16 protein-coding genes are annotated in these 21,867 nt (G+C 45.6%); 13 read left to right on the top strand and 3 right to left on the bottom strand.

Annotation, left to right across the window (positions count from 1 at the left end; genetic code table 11):
* Positions 1-678 precede the first annotated feature (678 nt).
* Together JGK39_RS00220 and ftsH3 are read left to right on the top strand one after the other, a co-directional pair.
* Positions 679-1,899 (top strand): transposase, encoded by a 1,221-nt coding sequence (locus JGK39_RS00220; RefSeq protein WP_366048275.1) that lies wholly within the window; start codon positions 679-681, stop codon positions 1,897-1,899.
* A gap of 91 nt (positions 1,900-1,990) precedes the next feature.
* Positions 1,991-3,829: an ATP-dependent zinc metalloprotease FtsH3 gene (ftsH3, locus tag JGK39_RS00225; RefSeq protein ID WP_293247546.1), complete on the top strand. Its 1,839-nt coding sequence runs from the start codon at positions 1,991-1,993 to the stop codon at positions 3,827-3,829.
* A 195-nt stretch (positions 3,830-4,024) separates the two neighbouring features.
* Here ftsH3 and JGK39_RS00230 read toward each other — a convergent pair whose 3' ends face one another.
* Positions 4,025-4,645 carry a hypothetical protein gene (locus JGK39_RS00230; RefSeq protein ID WP_293247543.1) on the bottom strand — a complete coding sequence of 207 codons (621 nt, stop codon included), beginning with the start codon at positions 4,643-4,645 and terminating at the stop codon, positions 4,025-4,027.
* A gap of 458 nt (positions 4,646-5,103) precedes the next feature.
* Between JGK39_RS00230 and JGK39_RS00235 the strand changes: the two genes are divergently transcribed.
* Together JGK39_RS00235 and JGK39_RS00240 are read left to right on the top strand one after the other, a co-directional pair.
* Entirely contained in the window at positions 5,104-5,742 is a 639-nt protein-coding gene (locus tag JGK39_RS00235) for a bifunctional 4-hydroxy-2-oxoglutarate aldolase/2-dehydro-3-deoxy-phosphogluconate aldolase (RefSeq protein ID WP_293247540.1), read from the top strand.
* A 123-nt stretch (positions 5,743-5,865) separates the two neighbouring features.
* Entirely contained in the window at positions 5,866-6,387 is a 522-nt protein-coding gene (locus tag JGK39_RS00240; RefSeq protein WP_293247537.1) for a L,D-transpeptidase, read from the top strand.
* 138 nt (positions 6,388-6,525) lie between these two features.
* On the opposite strand, the gene JGK39_RS00245 is transcribed toward JGK39_RS00240, so the two are convergent.
* Positions 6,526-8,115: an Hsp70 family protein gene (locus JGK39_RS00245; protein ID WP_293247534.1), complete on the bottom strand. Its 1,590-nt coding sequence runs from the start codon at positions 8,113-8,115 to the stop codon at positions 6,526-6,528.
* A 460-nt stretch (positions 8,116-8,575) separates the two neighbouring features.
* On the opposite strand from JGK39_RS00245, the gene JGK39_RS00250 reads away from it, so the two are divergent.
* The 6 genes from JGK39_RS00250 to JGK39_RS00275 all read left to right on the top strand — a co-directional run bounded on the left by JGK39_RS00250 (position 8,576) and on the right by JGK39_RS00275 (position 17,010).
* Positions 8,576-9,265, top strand: a complete 690-nt coding sequence (locus JGK39_RS00250; RefSeq protein ID WP_293247531.1) for a type II CAAX endopeptidase family protein — start codon at positions 8,576-8,578, stop codon at positions 9,263-9,265.
* A 1,717-nt stretch (positions 9,266-10,982) separates the two neighbouring features.
* Positions 10,983-12,152 (top strand): glycosyltransferase family 4 protein, encoded by a 1,170-nt coding sequence (locus JGK39_RS00255; protein ID WP_293247528.1) that lies wholly within the window; start codon positions 10,983-10,985, stop codon positions 12,150-12,152.
* Positions 12,153-12,611: 459 nt separating this feature from the next.
* Positions 12,612-13,742 carry a glycosyltransferase family 4 protein gene (locus JGK39_RS00260; protein WP_293247525.1) on the top strand — a complete coding sequence of 377 codons (1,131 nt, stop codon included), beginning with the start codon at positions 12,612-12,614 and terminating at the stop codon, positions 13,740-13,742.
* A gap of 103 nt (positions 13,743-13,845) precedes the next feature.
* Positions 13,846-15,213 carry an O-antigen ligase domain-containing protein gene (locus JGK39_RS00265; RefSeq protein ID WP_293247522.1) on the top strand — a complete coding sequence of 456 codons (1,368 nt, stop codon included), beginning with the start codon at positions 13,846-13,848 and terminating at the stop codon, positions 15,211-15,213.
* Between the two features lie 433 nt (positions 15,214-15,646).
* Positions 15,647-16,408, top strand: a complete 762-nt coding sequence (locus tag JGK39_RS00270; protein WP_293247519.1) for a WecB/TagA/CpsF family glycosyltransferase — start codon at positions 15,647-15,649, stop codon at positions 16,406-16,408.
* A 158-nt stretch (positions 16,409-16,566) separates the two neighbouring features.
* A complete protein-coding gene (locus JGK39_RS00275; RefSeq protein ID WP_293247516.1) occupies positions 16,567-17,010 on the top strand; it encodes a DUF4079 domain-containing protein in 444 nt (147 codons plus the stop codon).
* A gap of 54 nt (positions 17,011-17,064) precedes the next feature.
* Here the strand turns inward: JGK39_RS00275 and JGK39_RS00280 are convergent, their stop codons facing one another.
* Positions 17,065-17,964 carry an alpha/beta hydrolase gene (locus JGK39_RS00280; protein WP_293247513.1) on the bottom strand — a complete coding sequence of 300 codons (900 nt, stop codon included), beginning with the start codon at positions 17,962-17,964 and terminating at the stop codon, positions 17,065-17,067.
* A 495-nt stretch (positions 17,965-18,459) separates the two neighbouring features.
* Here JGK39_RS00280 and JGK39_RS00285 point away from each other — a divergent pair, with 495 nt between their 5' ends.
* From JGK39_RS00285 to feoB, 3 genes are all read left to right on the top strand, one after another.
* Positions 18,460-18,831 carry a FeoA family protein gene (locus tag JGK39_RS00285; RefSeq protein ID WP_293247510.1) on the top strand — a complete coding sequence of 124 codons (372 nt, stop codon included), beginning with the start codon at positions 18,460-18,462 and terminating at the stop codon, positions 18,829-18,831.
* Between the two features lie 167 nt (positions 18,832-18,998).
* Positions 18,999-19,241, top strand: coding sequence for a FeoA family protein (locus JGK39_RS00290; RefSeq protein ID WP_293247507.1), 243 nt, complete (start codon positions 18,999-19,001; stop codon positions 19,239-19,241).
* Positions 19,241-21,583 (top strand): Fe(2+) transporter permease subunit FeoB, encoded by a 2,343-nt coding sequence (feoB, locus tag JGK39_RS00295; RefSeq protein WP_293295401.1) that lies wholly within the window; start codon positions 19,241-19,243, stop codon positions 21,581-21,583. Before JGK39_RS00290 ends, feoB begins: the two co-directional genes overlap by 1 nt.
* Positions 21,584-21,867 lie beyond the last annotated feature (284 nt).

A 21,867-nucleotide genomic window follows, 5' to 3' on the forward strand; every position in this document is an offset into this window, starting at 1 on the left:
GAATTTGGAATGCGGAATATATCTCTCTCTTAACTCAATCTCTAATATTCCTAAGTGATGGTAGTGCGCTAGGCTAGACTGTTTTAATGCTGAGGCTTGAAATCTTCGGACGGTTTTTCAAGGGTCGATCGTTATATATACAGAAGAGTGAATAAACAGGAACATCCTACACCAATGCAGCCCTGACTCAGAGATATTATCAGGAGTCCGCCCCCTCAAGATTACTTCGACTAAAGGCTTGACAATTTTTACTTTATACTATATGCAACTCCTAAGGACACCACTCCCATCTCCTGACGAAGTGAAGGAACGTTCGGTTTCCACGACCTCAGAGGAGCGATCGCCCTTGCCGGGATTCCTCACAACACAAAAACAGGTTATTGAGAAAATGGGTTGAAAGCCCTTGTGATTACCCACATCTCCTGAAACCTTTTCAGCGTAAAGGTATTAGACCAGCTATTATCATTAGTCAAGCACTATTGATAATAAAAAACAATGAATAACGAGAGAATAGGGGGTTTCAAAATTTGCTTTTTGAGAAATTTAGCAGATTTAAAAATGTGGGTAATGACAAGAGTTTAAAGTCCCGTCCTTTGTTAGACGGCTTTTATAGGTTGAGCTACCTTAAGAAACATCCTGGTATTTCTTAAACTAGCTATATACTAGAAGTTGGAGGAAATGCAAGTGCTTAATCTAACTTACGAATTCAAACTTAAGCCAACATCAGAGCAAGTATTTATTTTCACGGACTGGCTTGAACAGTGTCGCCGTGTCTATAACCACGCGCTGACTGAACGCAAAGATTGGTTTAAGTCCCGTAGTTGCCAAATTAACGCTTGCTCCCTCCGGTCTGAATACACAATCCCCGCCGAGACCAAACGACCAACTTATGCAAGTCAATGCAAGTCGCTAACCGCTAATCGAAAGACTAACTCAAACTTGCAACGGGTACAGTCTCAAGTCCTACAACAAACACTCTTGAGACTTGAGAAAGCATTTGTGAGTATGTGGGAGCAAAAACATGGATTTCCCCGATTTAAGAAGCCGGGAACTATGCGCTCTTTCGTGTTTCCCCAGTTGCGAAAAAACGTCGTTCAGGGCAGCACTATCAAACTACCTATGGTTGGCTGGGTTAAGTTTCGCCAGTCCCGTGAAATACCTGATGGTGCAACCCTACGCCAAGTTCGCATAGTCCGACGCGCCAGCGGTTGGTTTGCCATGTTGACGTTGCAGTGGGACGTAGTAATCCCTGATGTCATGCCTCATGGTGAAGGCATTGGAGTTGATGTTGGCATTAGCCATTTTGCTGCGGCTTCTAACGGTATATTGTTCCCTAATCCACGACCTTTTAAGAAACTCGAACGCAAGCTTAAATTGCTGCAACGGAGTGTATCAAGAAAGGTCAAGGGCTCAAGTAACCGTAAAAAAACTCAGGTCAAAGTCAGTAAATTGCATGAGCGAATTGCCAATGTCAGGAAAAACTATCACTGGCTTGTAGCCCACAATCTTTGTGACTTGGCGCGGATGATATTTTTAGAAGACTTAAACCTGAAGAGACTGGCGCGTGGCTTTTTAGGGAAGCACTGCCTAGATGCTGGATGGGGTCAGTTTTTCCAGATACTAGAGCAGTGTTGCCGTAAGCGCGGGGTGTTCTTCCTTTATGTGGACAGCAAGAAAACAAGTCAGATATGCCCTAATTGCCTCACTGAAACGGGTAAAAAGGAATTATCTGAACGGGTTCACTCATGCCAGTATTGCGGCTACACGACGGATAGAGATGTCGCAGCCGCTCAAGTGGTTCTCATTCGAGGGCTTGCAGCCGTGGGACACACGGTGAAGATGCTTTCTGAGGGTAAAGCGGTAGCGCTCCCTTTGACGAAAGAATCCCCTGGCTTTTAGGCGGGGGATTGTCAAAATTACGTTAAGATTGATTAAGATAAATAAAAAATCCCAAATCACAGGGACTAAATAATTAGGAGGATCGACCTCGGTGGATAAACGCTGGAGAAACGCTGGACTGTACGCACTGCTGGCTATTGTAGTCATTGCCTTAGCAACCGCATTTTTTGACAAACAGCCCCCAAGTCGGGAAGTTTGGAAGTACAGCCAATTCATTCAGGAAGTCGAAGGCAACAGAGTAGACAAAATAAATATCAGTTCCGATCGCAGCAAAGCTCTCGTAACCGCTCAGGACGGCAGCAAGGTAATCGTCAACCTGCCTAACGACCCCGAACTGATTAACATCCTGACCAAAAATAAGGTAGATATTTCAGTTCTGCCGCAAAACGACGAAGGCTTCTGGGTAAAAGCCCTCAGCAGCCTGTTCTTCCCGATCCTGCTCTTGGTGGGACTGTTTTTCCTGGTGCGGCGCGCCCAAAACGGGCCCGGCAATCAAGCCATGAACTTCGGCAAATCGAAAGCTAGAGTCCAAATGGAGCCTCAAACTCAGGTGACTTTCGGCGATGTAGCCGGCATCGAACAAGCCAAGCTAGAACTCGCTGAAGTCGTGGACTTCCTGAAAAATGCCGATCGCTTCACCGCAGTCGGAGCAAAAATTCCCAAAGGCGTGCTGCTAGTCGGCCCTCCCGGAACAGGTAAAACCTTGCTCGCCAAAGCAGTCGCCGGAGAAGCTGGCGTTCCTTTCTTCAGCATTTCCGGTTCGGAATTTGTGGAAATGTTCGTAGGTGTGGGTGCTTCCCGCGTCCGCGACTTGTTTGAACAAGCTAAAACAAACGCTCCTTGTATCGTATTTATCGATGAAATTGACGCCGTAGGCCGCCAGCGCGGAGCTGGTTTGGGCGGTGGTAACGACGAACGGGAACAAACCCTGAACCAGTTGCTGACCGAAATGGACGGTTTTGAAGGCAATACTGGCATCATTTTGATTGCTGCTACGAACCGCCCCGACGTGCTGGATGCTGCGCTGCTGCGTCCGGGTCGCTTCGATCGCCAAGTTGTGGTCGATCGCCCCGACTTCGGAGGCCGCCTCGAAATTCTCAACGTTCACGCCCGCGGCAAAACCTTGTCGAAAGACGTGGATTTGGAAAAAATCGCCCGCCGGACACCGGGTTTCACCGGTGCGGATTTGGCAAACCTGCTCAACGAAGCAGCAATTTTGGCCGCCCGCCGCAATTTGACCGAAGTCTCGATGGATGAAGTCAACGATGCGATCGACCGCGTGCTCGCCGGCCCGGAAAAGAAAGACCGCGTGATGAGCGAAAAACGCAAAACCTTAGTAGCTTACCACGAAGCCGGTCACGCTTTAGTCGGCGCTCTGATGCCCGACTACGACCCCGTACAGAAAATCAGCATTATCCCCCGCGGCCGCGCTGGCGGTTTGACTTGGTTCACACCTAGCGAAGATCGCATGGATTCTGGCTTGTATTCTCGCTCTTACTTGCAAAATCAAATGGCGGTAGCCTTGGGCGGCCGCATTGCTGAAGAGATTGTCTTCGGCGAGGAAGAAGTCACGACTGGCGCTTCCAATGACTTGCAACAAGTGGCAAGAGTAGCGCGGCAAATGGTGACTCGCTTCGGAATGAGCGATCGGCTAGGCCCTGTAGCCCTGGGTCGCCAGCAAGGGAATATGTTCATGGGTCGCGATATCATGGCCGAACGGGACTTTTCTGAAGAAACCGCAGCTACGATCGATGATGAAGTCCGCTTGTTGGTAGAAGAAGCTTATCGGCGCGCTAAAGACGTGCTGGTTGGCAACCGCCACGTGCTGAACGCCCTGGCAGATATGCTAGTTGACAAGGAAACTGTCGATGCTGATGAATTGCAAAATTTGTTAGCTAACAGCGATGTCAAGATGGCGACAATTGCCTAATTGATTTTAGATTTGGGATTTGGGATTTTAGATTTAATCTAAACCTGAAAATCGGTAATTGGGGTGTTTCTGGGATTGTCTGGAATCGCCCCGATTTTTTATAGTAGGGTGCGTCGCTGCGACAATTCTCGATATTTGAAATTATGCGATCGCGACGCACCCTACCGCTACCTACTAAATATTGATTGTCATGCCTTATTTTGGCTGGCGAGCTTTGGCAACAACGGCACTGCTCATACTTTTTACCATTAGCAATAACAAGCACGACAAACCCAGAGCTACTAAATCGTTAAGCAAGAACAGCCATAAAGGCTCTATTTCTGGACTCTCCCTCTGGATTCTTGAATATTCGCGGTTCAATATATTTGAGGTAATAGTTAAAGCATATAACCCTCCGTTCAGGGGATTTATATACTCGGCACACTTTGCTGATTCTCCCCCTTCCTGATTAAATCTGTTGGCAAATGTTGAGAGTGTATTCCAAATTCCCCAAATGCTGTATATAGGTATTATAAATCTTGCCACCGCTCCTCCTGGGGTGATAGGATAATCATTGAAAAGAACCTTGAGATCGACGTGCAGGCGATAGAGCCAGACTAGCAAAAGCACGATCAAAATCAAGGCGACAGGAATTGTAACAATCAACAAAATCTGCTGCAAACCTTGAAGCGGCGCTTCCATCGTTGGTGCAATTGCTGTCAGCGAAGTTAAAAGCAGGGAAACAATGTTTAACGATACGTTAGCCCAAGCGAACTGCATTAATAATCGACTAACTCGGTGGGACTTGAGAGGAGTAGCTGCATCTGAATTATTCATGAGGTCTCCCAGAAAATTTGCCGCAGGAGGCTGCACCTACAGCAGACACTACAATATTAGTTTACTTTTTTTTGTAGAGAGAAGCAACGTGGAGATGCTGTTAAACTTAGCCGTAGGGTGCGTCGCCACCGACAATCCTCAAAAAAGATGGACAATCTCATAGCGACGCACCTGTTTCATCGCTATCAGTAAATAGTAGGGTGCGTCGCTGCGACAATTCTCGATATTTGAAATTATCCGATGTCGGTTAAAAATTGAACGCCGCGCATATTGTAGTTTGGCATATATCAAAGTTTGTAATGTGTACTAAAATTATATTCTAGTCAGAATGATACCAATTTCCCAAAAAAGGCAACTGTACGCGCGTGAGCCAAACCATACCATAATAATTATTAGTGATTTCCAATTCTTCAATTCTTCAATTCTTCAATTCTTCAATTCTTCAATTCTTCAATCGCATGAATCATCAATCATGGTTGACACTACTAAAAAAACACCGGGCGATCGCAGTTATCCGTTCCTCCGAAAAGGAACTCGCTCGGCAGATGGCATCAGCGGTAGCAGCAGGCGGAATTCAGTTTATTGAAATTACTTGGAACACCCACAAAGCTGCTGAATTAATTGCCGAACTCCGCTCCGAATTTCCTACTTTTAGTATTGGCACCGGTACTTTATTAAACTTAGAACAGTTGCACCAAGCAATAGACTGCGGCGCTCAATTTCTGTTTACTCCCCACACGGATGTAACCATGATTAAAACAGCAGTTGACGCCGGAGTGCCGATCGTCCCCGGTGCTTTTTCTCCCACAGAAATTATGACGGCGTGGCAAGCAGGTGCTACCTGCGTGAAAGTTTTTCCGATCGCGGGTTTGGGAGGCGCTGCTTACCTGAAAAGCCTCTCTGGCCCTCTGGGCGACATTCCTTTGATTCCCACGGGCGGGGTGACGCTGGAAAATGCCAAGGTATTTATTGACGCTGGGGCGATCGCTGTTGGTTTAGCCGGAGACTTATTTCCCAAACACTTAGTGAAAAATCGAGATTGGGGGGCGATCGTCCAAATTGCCCGAACTCTCACCCAAAACTTAACAACTTGTTAAGCCCTGTTTCCAATCTTAAATCTACAATCTAAAATAGTACAACAAGGTGTGAAAGTCTACCAATCTAAAATCTAAAATCTAAAATCTAAAATCTAAAATCTAAAATCGTCTTGGGTGTGAGGAATGAACAAAATTATCAACTCAACTTACTTGCGCCGCGCAGGAACTTTCTGTGCAGGCTTTGCCCTAACAGTTGCTGCCTTCTGCGGCGGTTCAATGACCGCATTTGCCGGCGAACAGCGCAACATAATTGCCAATAGAATCATGCAGTTGCAGCAATCCAGTCAGCGCTGGATTGAAATTGATTTGTCAAGACAAAAACTCATAGCTTGGGAAGGAAATAAACCAGTTTATGCGGTAACTATTTCCAGCGGCAAATCATCGACTCCCACCCGCACGGGAACCTTTGCCATCCAAACCAAACATCGCGTTACTAGAATGACTGGGGATGACTACGACGTGCCCGACGTTCCCTATACAATGTATTACGACGGCGGCAATGCAATTCACGGCGCTTACTGGCACAATTTGTTTGGCAATCCCGTCACTCACGGCTGCACAAATGTAGCTGTAAATCACGCTAAATGGCTGTTCAATTGGGCCTCGGTGGGGACGGCGGTAGTGGTGCACAAATCGGAGATTTAACTAATAGGTTCGTAGTGAGGACTTTAGTCCTCAGAAAAGAAAGGACTGAAGTCCTCACTACGAACCTGTAATTAGAAATACACCTTAGAAAAGAAAGGACTGAAGTCCTCACTACGAACCTATAATTAGAAATACACCTTAACTTAACTGCACCACTGGTCTATCCTCTAACAACGTTTCATTGGTCAACAAATCTTCAACAGTAATCCGCAAAAATCGCTGTTCGTCAACGCGGAAGAAAATTTTGACGCGATCGCTCCCCGGATACCCAGGCGGCGTCAATTGCGCGATACTGCGAGCTCCGTCTTTGTCATTTAGCGGCTGTACGGATCTTTCCCCGGCGAGTTGGCGAGTAATTAACCTGTCGCCGTCAAAATAGATCTCCGTCCCGCCAGTTTCCGCTCCCAATTCGCCGATAATTAATTCTATACTCGGCTGATTTTCTAAAGAAGCTCCCAAAACTAATTCTACCGGTTCGGTCATCGGATAAGACTGACCGGATTTGATTAAACTGTGCCAACTGTGGCAATTTTCGCGGCGGTTCCAGTAGCGAATGCCGTAACTGTGATAGAGAAAATCTTTGATTTCTATGCCTTGACTTAATTGTAGAGCACCTTGGGCGATCGCCTCAAAGGGCTTGTCGCACCGAATTTTTGCCCGATCGAAATATTGCTGCACCCAACGCTGCACCGCCGGAATTTGGACAGTCCCACCAACCAGCAAAACCGCATTAATGTCGCCAATTTCTAAGCCTTGGCGCCGCGCTTGCTGCAATACTTGATTCATGCACTCGTCGAGGTTGTCAAAAAACTGATGTTCGGCGAGGATAGATTCAAAGCCATCTCGGTCTAATTCTAATTCGTAACTATCAAAAGTTTCATCATCAAAATAAACCTCAACAGCCTTATTTAGCAAAGATAACTGAATCTTTAACCGTTCTGCCAATCTCGTCGTAATCGGAGATTTTGCCAAGTTTTTCGTTTTAACAAAATAGTCAACCAACCAATTATCAATATCAGAACCGCCTAAATTTTGTCCGGCTTTAGCCAAAACCCTGGCAACTTTTGTCTTTTGTGCAGAAGATTCAGCTAACAACTTTTCGCCCCATTTCAGCAAAAACCCCAAAGGCTTTTTGTTGGCATTAACGTCGAGGCGCACCAATGAAATATCGAGAGTACCGCCGCCGAAATCAATCACTAACAGAATTTCGCGATCGGCTAAACCGTAACCCAAAGCAGCAGCCGTAGGTTCATCCAACATCCGCACCTGTTCTACTTGCAGAGATTCAGAAACTTTACCCAACCAATGGCGGTAAGCTTCAAAACTATCTACCGGCACAGTAAAAACCAAAGAATCTACCGACAAAGGCTGTTCGCGAATTGAACTGACAATTTGGCTCAAATACCACTCGCCGACTCGTTCAAAATCAACAATTTGCCCGTCAAGTTCCGGCACAAAACCCTGCACGGAAGTGCCAATTCCCCGCTTGAAATTGCGGAAAAACCGAGAATCTCCACTCAGATCGAGGCCTTTGTCGCGGACTTGCTGACCTAGTATGACTTTACTTTGAGCAGCGTCCTCAACGTAGAGCAAACTGGGAATTAGGGGCGGATTTTGCACCGAGATTGCCGACAATCCCGGTAATTTCAAAGTTTCCGGCTGCTGGAGGGCCTGATTCCAGCGAGCGACGACGGTGTTGCTAGTTCCAAAATCGATTGCGATCGCCATTGGGCCAAAATACACAGCTACTAGGGATTAAATCATATTATGATATTTAGAGCAGCAAATGCAAACATACAATCAAAATGTTCTTGCACGAACATTTTGTTGTTGCCGAAACGGCTTGAATCGCTGATTATTCAATTTTGTGCAACTGCATATTTTGGGATGTTATACCAATTTCCCAAATTTATCCAAAGCCGTAGTTGTAGGGTGTGCCGCCATCAACCATCCTCAAAAAAGAGCGAAAATCTCATGGATCCGCACCAATCAACAATATTTGAGCAAGCAACCCGGACAAACGATTTTCCATTTTTCGATTTGAGATTGAAGAATTGGAAATTACTGACTGCATAAGGATTTCGGGCTTGCCTACAGTTGCATTTTTTTGTGAAACTGGTATCACCTGTCATCAGCTACCAAGCTTTGAGCTTCGATCTCAATCCAATTTTTTAATGGAGCGTCAAAAATGCTGGAAATTGGCGATCGCAAAACAGCACTCTTAGCTCTCACACTGCTCGTCCCCGCTGCGAGTATTGGTATAATAGCAGGCTTGTATATTGCCCCCGGAAGCTGGGGACAAACAGTATCAGCCTTGTGTCAACTTTGGTTGCTCCTTTTGCCGATCGCCTGGTGTGTTTTAGTCGATCGGCAAAAACTGCATTTATCCCTCCCCAAGCACCGAGAATTGCGGGCTGGAGCCATTTGGGGAATAGTTATGTTTGCGGTAATTGTGGGTATCTACAGCCTTTTCGGCCAGCACTGGATCGACCCTGTAGCAGCCAAAGAAAAAGCTCGCCAATTGGGAACGAACAGCCAAAATATTTACTTAATTGTTGAAGCATATTTTGTGCTAGTTAACTCGCTGATAGAAGAATTTACTTGGCGGTGGTTTGTCTGCAACAAATGCCAGATTCTGACACCGGGAAAACCAGCAATATTTCTCAGTTCGCTATTTTTCACCCTCCACCACATTTTTGTAATCGCAGCCTACAGCGACTGGCGCGCTGTGATTTTAGGCTCATTCGCCGTCTTCACCGCCGGGATAATTTGGTCGCACTGTTATCTAACTTACCGTTCGCTGTGGCCTAGTTATATCAGCCATGCGATCGCCGATTTAGCCCTGGCAATTATTGCTTGGCAAATCCTCTTTAACTAGCCACTTTTTTAGCAACTATAGCCCAATACCCTTGGGCTAACACTTTTTGTCCGCAGCCATGGGGATCCAAAGCAATCTCCGTGTCTATTTTTCACATCGTTATGACTGCGGGGATCTCTTAACTCAACCGTATTCGACGCTGCTGGGATTTTAACTGATGCTGCACAACAATTGAAAGTTCATTTGTTCCCACCGAGAGATGCTTTGTGTGAATACATCTGTTTGAAATTAGAGATTTTGTTGCGCTGGCGATCGCATAATGTTTGCTGTGTAAAAACTGGCAAACTATATCGTTGTCACCATCAGCAGCACAACTCCCAAAATTACACCAATCGTGATTCAGAATCGCTAACTAAGGAATGAAAATTAAATAACTTATAGCACTTCTCAAAAAGGTTCGCGGACGTAGTTGGGCTTGGGCCCTCTTGGTTTAGTGGTTATAATAAGCTGTCAGCCATACCTCATCTTTCTGAAAACCGCTATACCTTTTTTATTGTGATTGTGGGATGGGCGTCGGGCCCGTCCTTTAAAGACGGGCTCTCCCGCCCATCCCACAAATATGTCTAAATTATTTAATTCGCGATCCTCAGGACAAATGATTCTTTCATAACAGGATTTTTTTGTAAGCAAACTCGTTTGATACATACCGCTAAGCTCGGCATACTACTTAAGAGTCAAGGTTGCCACGATCTATATCACTGTACCCTGAGAATTTATTTGATATTTACGCGGTCATTAGGTAATTGGGGGAACTTGTTTTTTACGGTAATTACTTAGACACCAGTTCCGCACGCTACATACTCGGTGGAGAAGTGGCAGTCACTTTTGGGGATACTTTCAGGCGATCGCCGGCCCTTAAAAAATTCAAAACTCAGGCAGTTAATTAAATTGATACCAATGAAACTATATATTCTGTAGCGATTGGAAAACCTACCTTTTTCAGCAGTCCCGGACGCATCGAAAGGTTTTTTCAGACATTTACGACAACAAAGAGCCAGGAATAGTTAAAAAACCAGGTTTTTCCTGATTAGCCTATCCATGACTGTCATTCCCGCGATCCCTTTCTGGATTAGCTCGCGTCCGTGCAGGTATTTGAGCAAATCACATCTCTGAATCCCGAAAGAAAACCATATTTTTTAATAAGCTATACGGAGCGTACAGTCACTTAAAAACCCGAGTAAAACCTCCTGATTTCTAGGGATGATAGCTATCGGAAATCAACATTTTATAACTAATAATTTAATTTAATAAATTTTTAGGAGAAAGTTTTCCCGACGGCGATTGTCAATCTCCGAAATATTGTGACGCTGGCTACCTTTCCCCAACACTAAAGTTGGGTGAGTTTCGGTTTACCGTACCTCTCTCTCGGTAAGGCAAGTGATGTTATGTTAGGCAGGAAGTGTTGTAGAGCTTCGTGTGTGGCGCGAAAAAAGCTGATGTTAGATCGGGTATCTGTCTTGAGAAGTAACTTTCGCAGACCGGAAAAAATATCCCTCCCGGAACTGTTTTAGGCTCGGATCCATCATTACTATAAATTGAATGACAGCGAAATTGTGGCTCGATAATGGGGTGTTGCGAACAGTCGCTAGGTTTGATTCTATGTCCACACCGGGAAAGCGGTAATTAATATTCACCCGCCCCTCTTTCCTGTCGGCTCTCACAAAGCGCGCTCATCGCAGCGTCGAAACCGAGTCGGATTCTCCAGCGGGAGTTAAACATGAAAATCACCTTTGTTCTTCCTACTCTGTGTCTGACTGGTGGAATACGAGTAGTATCTGTTTTCGCAGAACTTTTGAAACAACGAGGACACTCCGTGTTCGTCATCTCTGTACCCCACGCCCAAGCGAGTCTGCGCCAGCAAGTCAAGTCGCTGCTGCGGGGACGGGGTTGGATTTCGACACCTGAAAACGAGCCATCATTTTTCGATAATCTGAGTGTAGAACACAAAATTACGGATCGCTACCGGCCGGTAGAGGACAAAGATGTACCTGATGCTGACGTAGTAGTTGCCACATGGTGGGAAACCGCCGAGTGGGTAGCCAAACTCTCCCCGAGCAAAGGAGCTAAAGCTTATTTTATCCAGCACCACGAAGTTTTTGACTATCTACCTGAAGGTAGAGTCGAAGCAACCTGGATGCTGCCCATGCACAAAATTACGATCTCTGACTGGTTAGTTAAGCTAGCTCGGACTAAATACGGCGATCGCCAAGTTTCCTCAGCTCCTCCGAGCGTTGACACCAAGCAATTTTATGCCTGCCCCCGCCACAAACAATCGGTTCCTACCATTGGCATGATGTACTCTACAATTTACTGGAAAGGAACCGACATCGCGCTCAAAGCTTTTTCCCTAGCCGCTGAAAAAATCCCCAACCTGCGTCTGGTTGCCTTCGGTACAGAGGCCCCATCCTCGGAATTGCCGCTACCAGCCAATGCCGAGTATGTAATTAGACCAGACCAAGACAAACTCAAAGATTATTACAGTAAATGCGATGCCTGGCTGCTGGCGAGTCGCTCTGAAGGCTTCGGCTTGCCAATTATCGAAGCGATGGCGTGCCGCACTCCCGTCATCAGTACCCCAGCAGGCGCTGCTCCTGAAATTTTGAGTGGCGGTACTGGCATACTTGTAAGACCAGAAGATCCCGAAGAAATGGCAAAAGCCATAGAATCTATCTGTCAGTTGTCCAATGCCCAGTGGCAAGCCATGTCCGAAGCTGCCTATGCTAAGGTCACCAATTATACTTGGGAAGATGCCACGGATTATTTTGAAGCAGGATTGAAAGTTGCTGTAGAGAAATCTCAACAGCGTGAAGTTAACATAGTTTCCTGTTCTCCCTACTATGGCTCCCCAGCACTATGCGGAGGTCTCAGCGGCGCTGGAAAGAGTTAAGCTTTGATGTGTTAGCAGCAATTTGAAATTCTGCGCTAGCTATCCAAGCGATCGCGGGATTTTCCGTAGGAACTCAATGATCGTTTGGTGGGGTGCTTCTGCCAAAACTCAAATCGCCCGTGTCCTGTTTTCTACCCAGCAGTCTCGACACGAAGTCTGACCGCATGGATATAATAGTGGTTCAATGTTACCGCAGGCAAAAATCTCCAGCCCAGTGCAAGGGAGGTTTTAAAGCTAGCGCCGTTACAGGTTAGACTTGTCTATTCCTCACACATCTGGCAATTTCTAATTGCCAAAAGTGCCTGACGACAAAGTAGGAGAGGCAAGAACTCAAGTGACGAGACCCTCCAGCAGCAAGCAGCATCATTCAAAACAGCCAACCACAGGCTCGCAAGTGCGAAGTATCTGTTATGTGATGGAGATTTATTATAAACCAGCGTTCATCTTCAGCATCTACTCATGAAAATTACTTTTGTCCTTCCTACCCTTGCCCTTACAGGTGGCATGAGGGTTTTATCTATCTACACAGAAATTCTCCAACAGCGAGGACACAAAATATGTCTCGTCTCTACACCCCACGGACGACCAACTTTAATGCAACAATTGCGCTCTGTGGTCAGAGGTAAGGGCTGGGAACCCGCTCCGGTGAAAGAATGGTGTTATTTTGATAATGTAAAGGATCTCGAAAGTCGAGTGATCGAAACCTACCGTCCAGTTACCGACAGTGACGTACCTGATGCCGATATTATCATGGCTACTTGGTGGGAAACTGCCGAGTGGGTGTCTAAACTGTCCCCGAGCAAAGGAGCGAAAGTATATTTTCTTCAACACTACGAGGCTTTTGACTACACACCAAAAGATCGAGTAGATGCAACTTGGCGGCTGCCGATGCACAAAATTGCGGTCGCTAAGTGGCTGGAAGACAAGGCTAGGGATGAATTTGAGAATTTGTCTGTATCTCTGGTGCCTCCAACTGTAGACACCAGACAGTTTTACGACCCTCTCTCGCGATCGGGGCAGCGGCGGGGCAAGCAGTCAGTTCCCACAGTCGGGATGTACTATTCTCTAGCTCCTTGGAAAGGCTTTGCTCTTGCCATTGAAGCTTTCAAGCTAGCGGCCCAAAGAATCCCCAACCTTCGTTTAGTTGCCTTTGGTTCCGGCGAAACCGCTCCTCCGGATTTGTTGAAGGATAATATTGAGTATTATAGGATACCTAGTCAAGACGAACTCAAAGAACTTTACAGCAAGTGCGATGCTTGGCTGTTTGCCAGCAGCACCGAAGGCTTCGGCTTGCCAATTTTAGAAGCGATGGCTTGTGGCACTCCAGTCATCGGCACTCCTGCTGGCGCGGCTCCGGAACTCCTAGCTGGCGGGGGTGGAATACTTGTCAAGCCAGGAGACCCGAAGGATATGGCACTCGCGATCGAGCAGATTTGTCAGTTATCTGATGCCGAATGGCGGGCCATGTCGGAGACTGCTTTGGACACGGTGATACATTATACCTGGGAGGATGCAACCGATCTCTTCGAGGCTGCACTGTACACCGCACTCGAACGTCAGCCACAATTAACGGACAAGCTGCACCAATAGAGATCTATTTACTAAGATCGGGCAAAGAGGCGATCGTAAGAGCGAGAATTCAGATCCGGGAAATAAAGTAGTTTTTCTAGCATTTTACTGCCACAAAAAACCTATGGCTGCATTAATCCCAATTACGATGTTCGGTTTGATCCCGATCGTTCTTTACTTGTTTGTGAGGTTTCCGACTCAGCGGGCGGTAATTATCACTTTTGTGGCAGCGTGGCTGTTTTTACCACAAGTTTCTTATCCCATCCCCATATTTCCGGCGTATACCAAAGTTTCGGCATCTTGCTACGCCATTTTCCTGGGTGTTATTATCTACGATACTGAGCGCTTCACCAAATTTAAGCCTGGTTGGCTGGACGTGCCAATGGTAATTTTATGTTTGTCTCCAATTGTTTCACAAGTTACTAATGGCGGTAGCCCGATTTCTCCGACTTTCAACCAAATCGTTACTTGGGGTCTGCCTTATTTTTTTGGACGGTTGTATATGGGTAGTTTAGACGGGCTGCGACAATTGGCGATCGGGATTTTTGCAGGTGGTTTAGCCTACGTTCCTTTTACTTTATTTGAAGGGGTTAGGGGCCCACTTCTGCACCAAATGGTTTACGGCGTCAACGCCTTTGAGGACTGGGGTCAAGCAAGGCGCTTGGGGGGGTGGAGACCGGTAGTATTTATGCAGCACGGTTTGATGGTGGGCGTGTGGATGATGACAGCAGCCTTAATCGCAGTTTGGCTCTGGCAAACTGGGACGCTCAAAAAGTTTCAGGGCAAAAAGATTAAGACTCTAGCAATTGTATTAACAATCGCTTTTTTTCTGTGCCGTTCTACAGGCGCTTATAGTTTATTTTTTTTCGCATTGGTCATATTATTTTGTGCCAAGTGGTTTCGGACTTCTTTACCACTACTATTCGTAATTGGATATATAGCGTTTTATCTGTATGTAGCTGCATCGGGTCAATTTTCCAGCCAAGACGTGATGAGTGTAATCAATCCCATATTTGGTGAAGAACGGGCCGCCTCTCTGAAGTTTAGATTTGACATGGAAGAGATATTAGGAGATAAAGCGCGACAAAGATTTCTTTTTGGCTGGGGGGATGGTGGCGGAAACCGCGTGTACGACGGGTACGGTAAAGATATCTCGGTCACCGACAGCTTGTGGATTATTGCATTTGGCATCAACGGTGCAGTCGGTTTAGTTAGTTTATTTTCTTCATTTTTACTTCCTGTTGTCGCATTTACGTTCAAGTATCCGGCCAGAACCTGGTCTCATCCGAAAGTAGCGCCCGCTGCGGCCCTGGGAGTAGCCGTAACTATGTATATGTTTGACTGTGTTTTGAACGCTATGGCTAACCCGATTTTTGCAGTCATTGCGGGAGGAATATCGGGTCTGGTTTTAAAAGCTCCAGAAAGTCTCAAGGCCAAGAAAACCAGTTCGCCACCAAGAAGACAGTCGCTGGTTCACCAAAAATCAGGATGATTTTCAAGCTGTGAGCGCGCTCACAGCTTGAAAATCTATTGCATTATCTAGATACAAAAATTCAAAAATCTACTACCTTTGTATTAAATCTAGTTAGGAAGTTGCAATTTCTTTCTCAGTTTGCTCAAAATTAATGTAAAAAATAAAATATTGACTGCATTAATTGGCAAGGTTTCAAATATTAGCACGGGATTGTGTTTTCATTAAAACTGTGTTGCGAGTTGTAAACCAACTTAGCTTTATACATTTTTTCCTAAAAGCAGCAGATTCTTTACACAATCTTTAAACATTCTGACTGGACAGGTGGGGTGTAGGGCGATATACTGAAAAAAGTATATTCACCCCACCCCCAAGTAGTGAAAACACTGTTGCTGTAGTGTGGGTTTATGGTTTGAGTTGTAGTTGAATATCAAGGCTGGATGGGAATAACAAAATGAAAACAGTTAATTTATTGAATGTAGCGATAGATAACTTTACAATTACAGAGTTGTTTGAAAAACTAGACGACGAAGGCGGTGTGGTATTTACACCCAATGTAGACCACTTAATTAAGCTGCAATATGACCGCGAGTTTTATGAAGCTTACAATACATCTAGTTATAGAGTCTGCGACAGTCAAATCTTGATGTATGCCTCAAAATTTTTGGGTACTCCTCTCAAGGAAAAGATTTCTGGTTCTGACTTGTTTCCGGCATTTTATATGTATCACAAGGATAACGAGGACGTTAAAATATTTTTGCTAGGAGCGGCTGAAGGAATTGCTAGGAAAGCTCAGGAAAAAATCAATCAAAAAATTGGTAGAGAAATAGTTGTTGAAGCACTTTCTCCTTCTTTTGGGTTTGAAAAAAATGAGGAGGAGTGTGAAGCAATAATTGACACGATCAATAAATCAGGAGCTACAGTTTTGGCTATAGGAGTGGGAGCGCCGAAGCAAGAGAAGTGGCTGGTTAAATACAGGAGTAAATTCACACACGTGAAAGTTTTCTTGGCCGTAGGTGCAACCATTGATTTTGAAGCTGGTTGCAAAGCAAGATCTCCGAAATGGATGAGCGAAGTCGGCATAGAATGGGCGTACCGACTGTTAAGCGAGCCGAGAAGGTTGTGGAGGAGATATTTGATAGAAGGTCTGCCGTTTTTCCGATTAATAGTAGAACAAAAATTAGGGTTTTATAAAATGCCTTTCGTTGACAGTTAAACCACGAAGCTAGAAGGGGAAGGCGGTTCCGACCAGACAGATGGAAGCTGTGGAAAGCCCGATCGCACTTTCTGGCAATAATATTCATTTTTGGTTTCAACTCCCGGTAAAATCGGAAAGAAACCTTTGTTGCAAATCCCTAACTCGGGATTTAAATCATGAATCTGCCTTCTTTCTTGTGGTTGTGGAAAATAGCGGCGTGGTCAATGGGTGCGTCGCTTTTGGCTTACCTGTTGTTGGCCGTTACTGGAACCTGGATGTTTGCCGCCCGCAGCACGAAACAGCCTCGCCCAAAATGGCTGCGTCCCTTTCATTTGGTGACTGGTGCGGGGATGGCGACTCTGGTAATTTTACTGCTCTTAATTGGCGTAGTCGGTACGCTGGGATATTACGGCAATTTGGGTCACTCGGCTCATTTATCGGCGGGGTTAGCTGTGGTGGCTTTGGTTTTGGTTTCTGTGGGAAGCGGGCTGCAAATTGGCCCTAAAAATCCTTGGGCGCGTCCGCTACACATTGGCACTAATTTGGTTTTGTTTGCGGGATTTGCGATTGTTTTGTTAACCGGATGGACAATCGTACAAAAGTATTTGCCGAAAGTTTAACTTTGGTAGTGAGGACTTCAGTCCTCTTCAAATGAGAGAGGACTGAAGTCCTCACTACGAACCTGCTACTTTAGCTGTGAATTCTAAAATATGCTGCGCGGTAATCTGCGGTTTTTCTAAGTGGGGAACGTGTCCGCAGTCGGGTATCCAAATAAGTTGAGAATTTGCGATCGCACTTTTAAACTTTTCTGCATCCGCAGTCCCCAATATTCTATCTTGTTTTCCCCACAAAATCAAGGTCTGCTGCTGAATTTGCGCTAGTTTTGCCCCAAAACCTCCGTAACCGCCGCTTTTGGTAAACGCAATTAAAGCTTGATTCCAGTTGGGCATTTCTAAGTGCAAAGCAGCGCAAGTTTGAGCGTCAACAGAAGCCAAAGTTTTGTCGTAATAAGCATTGACGCTAATTTTTTGGCGAATTTTAGGGTTTCGCAAAAATGAAGTTGCCAGATATCCTAAAGGAGGAATTAAAAATTTGCCCTTATTAGATGTTACCGCAAAACCTGCACTATCTATTAAGACTAATTTTTTGACAGCTTCGGGATGAGCGAGGGTGAAATCTATTGCTGCTGCACCTCCCATCGAGGCACCGACTAAGATTACAGGCTGGGAAATTAGCGTTTTCCAGAAATAGTATAGGTGAGTGCCAATGGCCATCGCGCTGAATGGCAAATCCGGCGCTCTTTCTGTAAAGCCAAAACCCAACAAATCAAGCGCCCAAGTCTCATTGTTTTCGGCAAGCAGCGGCAACAGGCGGCGGTATTCAAACACGGAACTGTCGAAGCCGTGAATTAACAAGATCGGCGTATTTCCGCTGCCTTGGCACACGTAGCTTGTGGCAATTGGCCCCTCTGTTAGGGGAGTTGTAATTTCCTCGTGTTGAATGCTTTGGGCTAAGGCAATTGAGGTAGATTCTGTCAGTTGTGCGATCGATTTTGGCAGAAAACTTGCTGGCATAATTCTTGATAAATTGTGAATTCGTAGTGGCGGTGCCCCCGCGATCGCCCTAACACTTAATTATATATTGCTCGATCGCCTCCTATTTGAGGATTTAGGGCGATCGACCGCTTAAAATGCGATCGCTATTTAGTATCGCTTTGCCCCGCTAAGGCTGAGTTTGTTAACCCGAGGTCAAAATATTTGACAATTGTTGCTAATAATTCTTTTTAGTCTACTATACTTAAGGGCAGTAAGTCTTGCTTGGTTGGGGTTAAAGCGCAAATCGGCATCTAGCGCAAGATAGATTAAAACTAGGAACCGGCCAAAAACTCGTCTAATGTCTGGGCGCGGGGAATAGCGGCCTCGGAAATATTAAAGGGGAAAGAGTTCGCTAAAACGGGGAATTTAGCCCTGTCTGCGACTGCGAGCCGATCGTATTGAGAATTAATCTCAAGTTTCTCGCACAAGCAAGCCAAACAACTTGTTACTAAAGTCGATCGACCACTAAAACAGATGAAACAACAATACAGCCAACAGAACCAAGAGTCAAACCCCCCACAGTTCAAGGGTTTTACCTTTTACGGCGAGACACCTGAAGCCTCGAAAACCGAAGACAGCAGCACAGAAGCTCAGATTGAAGCTCAACCAGACTCAGCTAAGAGTAAATCATTCCCGCTAGCAATGGCAAGCATGGGCGAAAAACTGCGGATAGTCAAACTCAAGGGTTCAGATGGCACAGTGCGCCGCCTCATCGGTATGGGATTTGTCCCCGGCATCGAAATTCAAATCATCAGCAATTCTGACGGTTCCGTGATTGTAGCAATGGGCGACAACCGCATCGGTTTAGGGGCTGGTATGGCACAGAAAATTATGTGTACTAATTAGGGGAATTGGGAGAGCGGAGGCATTGGGAAGAAGGCCAAACAGGTCATTGGGAAGAAGGCCAAACAGGTCATTGGACATAAAAAAAGTTATTACCAATTACCAATTACCAATTACCAATTACCAATTACCAATTACCAATTACCAATTACCAATTATCAATTGAAAAAATGAACGAGAAGAAACAACTGGGAGATTTAGCTGTTGGCAGCACCGGTAGAGTAGTTGGCTATGAGAAAACAGCCCGCGCTTACAAAGGTAAATTGTTAGCAATGGGATTGACGCCGGGAACTGAATTTACTGTCACTCGCCACGCACCCCTAGGAGATCCCGTAGAAATCCTAGTCCGGGGTTTCAAACTCAGTTTACGGAAAGATGAAGCAAAAACCCTATTTGTAGAGGAGGTGAAATAATGGCCAAGCAAATTATTGGATTGGTGGGCAATCCCAACTGTGGCAAAACCACCTTATTTAATGCTTTGACAGGTGCTAACCAGCGAGTGGGAAATTGGCCGGGAGTAACAGTGGAACGTAAAGAGGGAAAATACACTCACGATGGTTTAGCAATTACTATTGTTGACTTGCCGGGAGTTTATTCTCTTGATGCCGAAGACGGAGATACTGGCCTTGACGAATTGGTAGCGCGAGATTATTTGCTAGGTGGCGAAGCTGATGTGATTGTTAATATTGTTGATGCTTCCAACTTAGAGCGCAATTTGTATCTCACTACCCAAATTTTGGAGATGCGGGTGCCGATGATACTAGCGCTAAACATGATGGATGTTGCCAAAGAACGGGATATCCGAATTAATGTTAGCAAATTCGCAGAACGCCTCGGCTGTATTGTAGTCCCGATGAGTGCTTCGTCAAATGACGGAGTGCCTCTGTTGCGCGATGCTGTTAATAAAGCGCTACAAAAGCCGATCGCACCATCTGCATACGTAGCTTATCCGGCTGTCATCGAAGATGCGATCGCCCAATTAGTACCACACATCGAAAAAAACAGCCCAAACCGCTGTGTAGATGCCCGCTGGACAGCACTGAAACTCCTAGAATACCAGGATGAAGTCGCCCCGGAACTCGCCGATACAGAACTCGAAAAAATAGTCGTTCCCCACCGTCGCCGAGTCCACGAAACCCTTGATGATGACCTCGATATTATCATCGCCGACAGCCGCTACACATACATCCGCACCCTAACCCAAGGCGTCGCCGAAAGTTCCAGGGAAGTCAAAACTAACGTTTCCGACAAAATCGACCAAGTTGTGCTCAACCGCTTCGCAGGCATTCCAATATTCTTGATAGTGATGTACTTAATGTTCACCATTTCGATTAACGTTGGAGGCGTGTTGATCGACTTTTTTGACATCTTTTTTGGGACAGTTTTTGTAGATGGTTTCGCTAAGCTTTTAGAAAGCATCAATTCCCCCGGATGGTTAATCGGACTGCTGGCCAAAGGTGCCGGTGGCGGTATTCAAACTACAGCTACTTTTATTCCCCAAATTGGGATGATGTTCTTATGTTTGTCTGCCCTCGAAGACTCCGGCTACATGGCACGGGCTGCCTTTGTCATGGACAGATTAATGCGATTTGTCGGACTTCCCGGCAAGTCCTTTGTGCCGATGATGGTGGGTTTTGGGTGCAATATTCCCGGAATTATGGCGACGCGGACATTAGAAAATAAGCGCGATCGCATGATGACAATTATGATGAATCCATTCATGTCTTGTAGTGCCAGATTAGCAGTTTACGCCTTATTTTGCGGCGCATTCTTCCAAGTCGGCGGGCAGAATATGGTGTTAGGACTTTACCTGTTAGGAATTTTAGCCGCAGTTTTCACTGGACTAATCTTAAAAAACACCATTTTGCAAGGAGAAGCTGCACCTTTTGTGATGGAATTGCCACCCTACCACATTCCCAAACTTAAAGGCGTGCTGCTGCGGACTTGGGACAGATTGCAAGCTTTTATCAAAAAGGCCGGAATTGCGATCGTAATTATGGTAATTATCCTCGGATTCATGAACTCCGTCGGCACCGATGGTTCCTTTGGCAAAGAAAACACCAAAGATTCAATTCTTAGTGCAGTTTCCCGCACAGTAACACCCGTCTTTACTCCGATGGGAATTACTCAAGAAAACTGGCCAGCAACCGTCGGTTTACTAACAGGAGTATTTGCCAAAGAAGTAATGGTCGGCACCTTAGACTCCCTCTACACAGAACTAGCAGACGAACAAAAAGCAGCAACAGGTGCAGAACCTGAAAAAGTAGAAGAGTTTAGTTTTTGGGGTGGCATGAGCAAAGCATATCTCAGCATTCCAGAGAATCTAGCAAAACTTCCCGGTCAACTTTTCGATCCCCTCGGTTTAAGTTCCGCCAATATTACAGACCAAAAAGCAGCAGAAGAGGAGCAAGGTATTTCTGACAGTACCTACGGACAAATGTCTCAACGGTTTGGTTCCAATCAAGCCGCCTTTGCCTACTTGCTGTTTGTATTGCTGTACTTTCCTTGCGTTTCCGCAACAGCAGCACTTTACCGCGAAACTAATTTAGGTTGGACAATATTCGCCGGTGCTTGGACTACTGGTTTAGCTTACTGGGCGGCAGTGCTCTATTATCAAATTGCGACATACGCAGAGCATCCAGAATCTTCACTTATTTGGGTAGTGAGATTGGTAATAGCTATGGCCCTGACACTTGTGGGATTAAAAATGGCTGGTGCAATACGCCCCAAGCGTCGCGAAGCAATAAGTCAATAGTTAGTATTCATTAGTTGTAGGGTGCGGATACATCGAAAATTCCTAAAGAAAGATCGCAATCTCACATATCCGCACCTTACAAAATAGATTGACTCGGACAAGCGAAGTTCTAGCTGAGAGAGCCTAAGAAATCAGTAATGATATTACCAATAAATCAATCGTACATATCGTACATTTTGATTGTCTGTTGGGTGGGGCGGGTTTACACTATTATTTATTTTTGCCATAAATTGTCTGTGAACCCGCCCCTACACACCATAAAATTATTCACCAATGAATTCAGA

The sequence above is a fragment of the Microcoleus sp. PH2017_12_PCY_D_A genome, assembly GCF_020738565.1.
In the GTDB taxonomy this organism is placed as follows: domain Bacteria; phylum Cyanobacteriota; class Cyanobacteriia; order Cyanobacteriales; family Microcoleaceae; genus Microcoleus.

Bases quoted from the DNA above. Each gene is read 5' to 3' on its own strand.
- JGK39_RS00220 (WP_366048275.1), top strand. From the start codon at position 679: ATGCAAGTGCTTAATCTAACTTACGAATTCAAACTTAAGCCAACATCA.
- JGK39_RS00230 (WP_293247543.1), bottom strand. From the start codon at position 4,645: ATGAATAATTCAGATGCAGCTACTCCTCTCAAGTCCCACCGAGTTAGT.
- JGK39_RS00235 (WP_293247540.1), top strand. From the start codon at position 5,104: ATGAATCATCAATCATGGTTGACACTACTAAAAAAACACCGGGCGATC.
- JGK39_RS00240 (WP_293247537.1), top strand. From the start codon at position 5,866: ATGAACAAAATTATCAACTCAACTTACTTGCGCCGCGCAGGAACTTTC.
- JGK39_RS00245 (WP_293247534.1), bottom strand. From the start codon at position 8,115: ATGGCGATCGCAATCGATTTTGGAACTAGCAACACCGTCGTCGCTCGC.
- JGK39_RS00250 (WP_293247531.1), top strand. From the start codon at position 8,576: ATGCTGGAAATTGGCGATCGCAAAACAGCACTCTTAGCTCTCACACTG.
- JGK39_RS00255 (WP_293247528.1), top strand. From the start codon at position 10,983: ATGAAAATCACCTTTGTTCTTCCTACTCTGTGTCTGACTGGTGGAATA.
- JGK39_RS00260 (WP_293247525.1), top strand. From the start codon at position 12,612: ATGAAAATTACTTTTGTCCTTCCTACCCTTGCCCTTACAGGTGGCATG.
- JGK39_RS00265 (WP_293247522.1), top strand. From the start codon at position 13,846: ATGGCTGCATTAATCCCAATTACGATGTTCGGTTTGATCCCGATCGTT.
- JGK39_RS00270 (WP_293247519.1), top strand. From the start codon at position 15,647: ATGAAAACAGTTAATTTATTGAATGTAGCGATAGATAACTTTACAATT.
- JGK39_RS00275 (WP_293247516.1), top strand. From the start codon at position 16,567: ATGAATCTGCCTTCTTTCTTGTGGTTGTGGAAAATAGCGGCGTGGTCA.
- JGK39_RS00280 (WP_293247513.1), bottom strand. From the start codon at position 17,964: ATGCCAGCAAGTTTTCTGCCAAAATCGATCGCACAACTGACAGAATCT.
- JGK39_RS00285 (WP_293247510.1), top strand. From the start codon at position 18,460: ATGAAACAACAATACAGCCAACAGAACCAAGAGTCAAACCCCCCACAG.
- JGK39_RS00290 (WP_293247507.1), top strand. From the start codon at position 18,999: ATGAACGAGAAGAAACAACTGGGAGATTTAGCTGTTGGCAGCACCGGT.
- feoB (WP_293295401.1), top strand. From the start codon at position 19,241: ATGGCCAAGCAAATTATTGGATTGGTGGGCAATCCCAACTGTGGCAAA.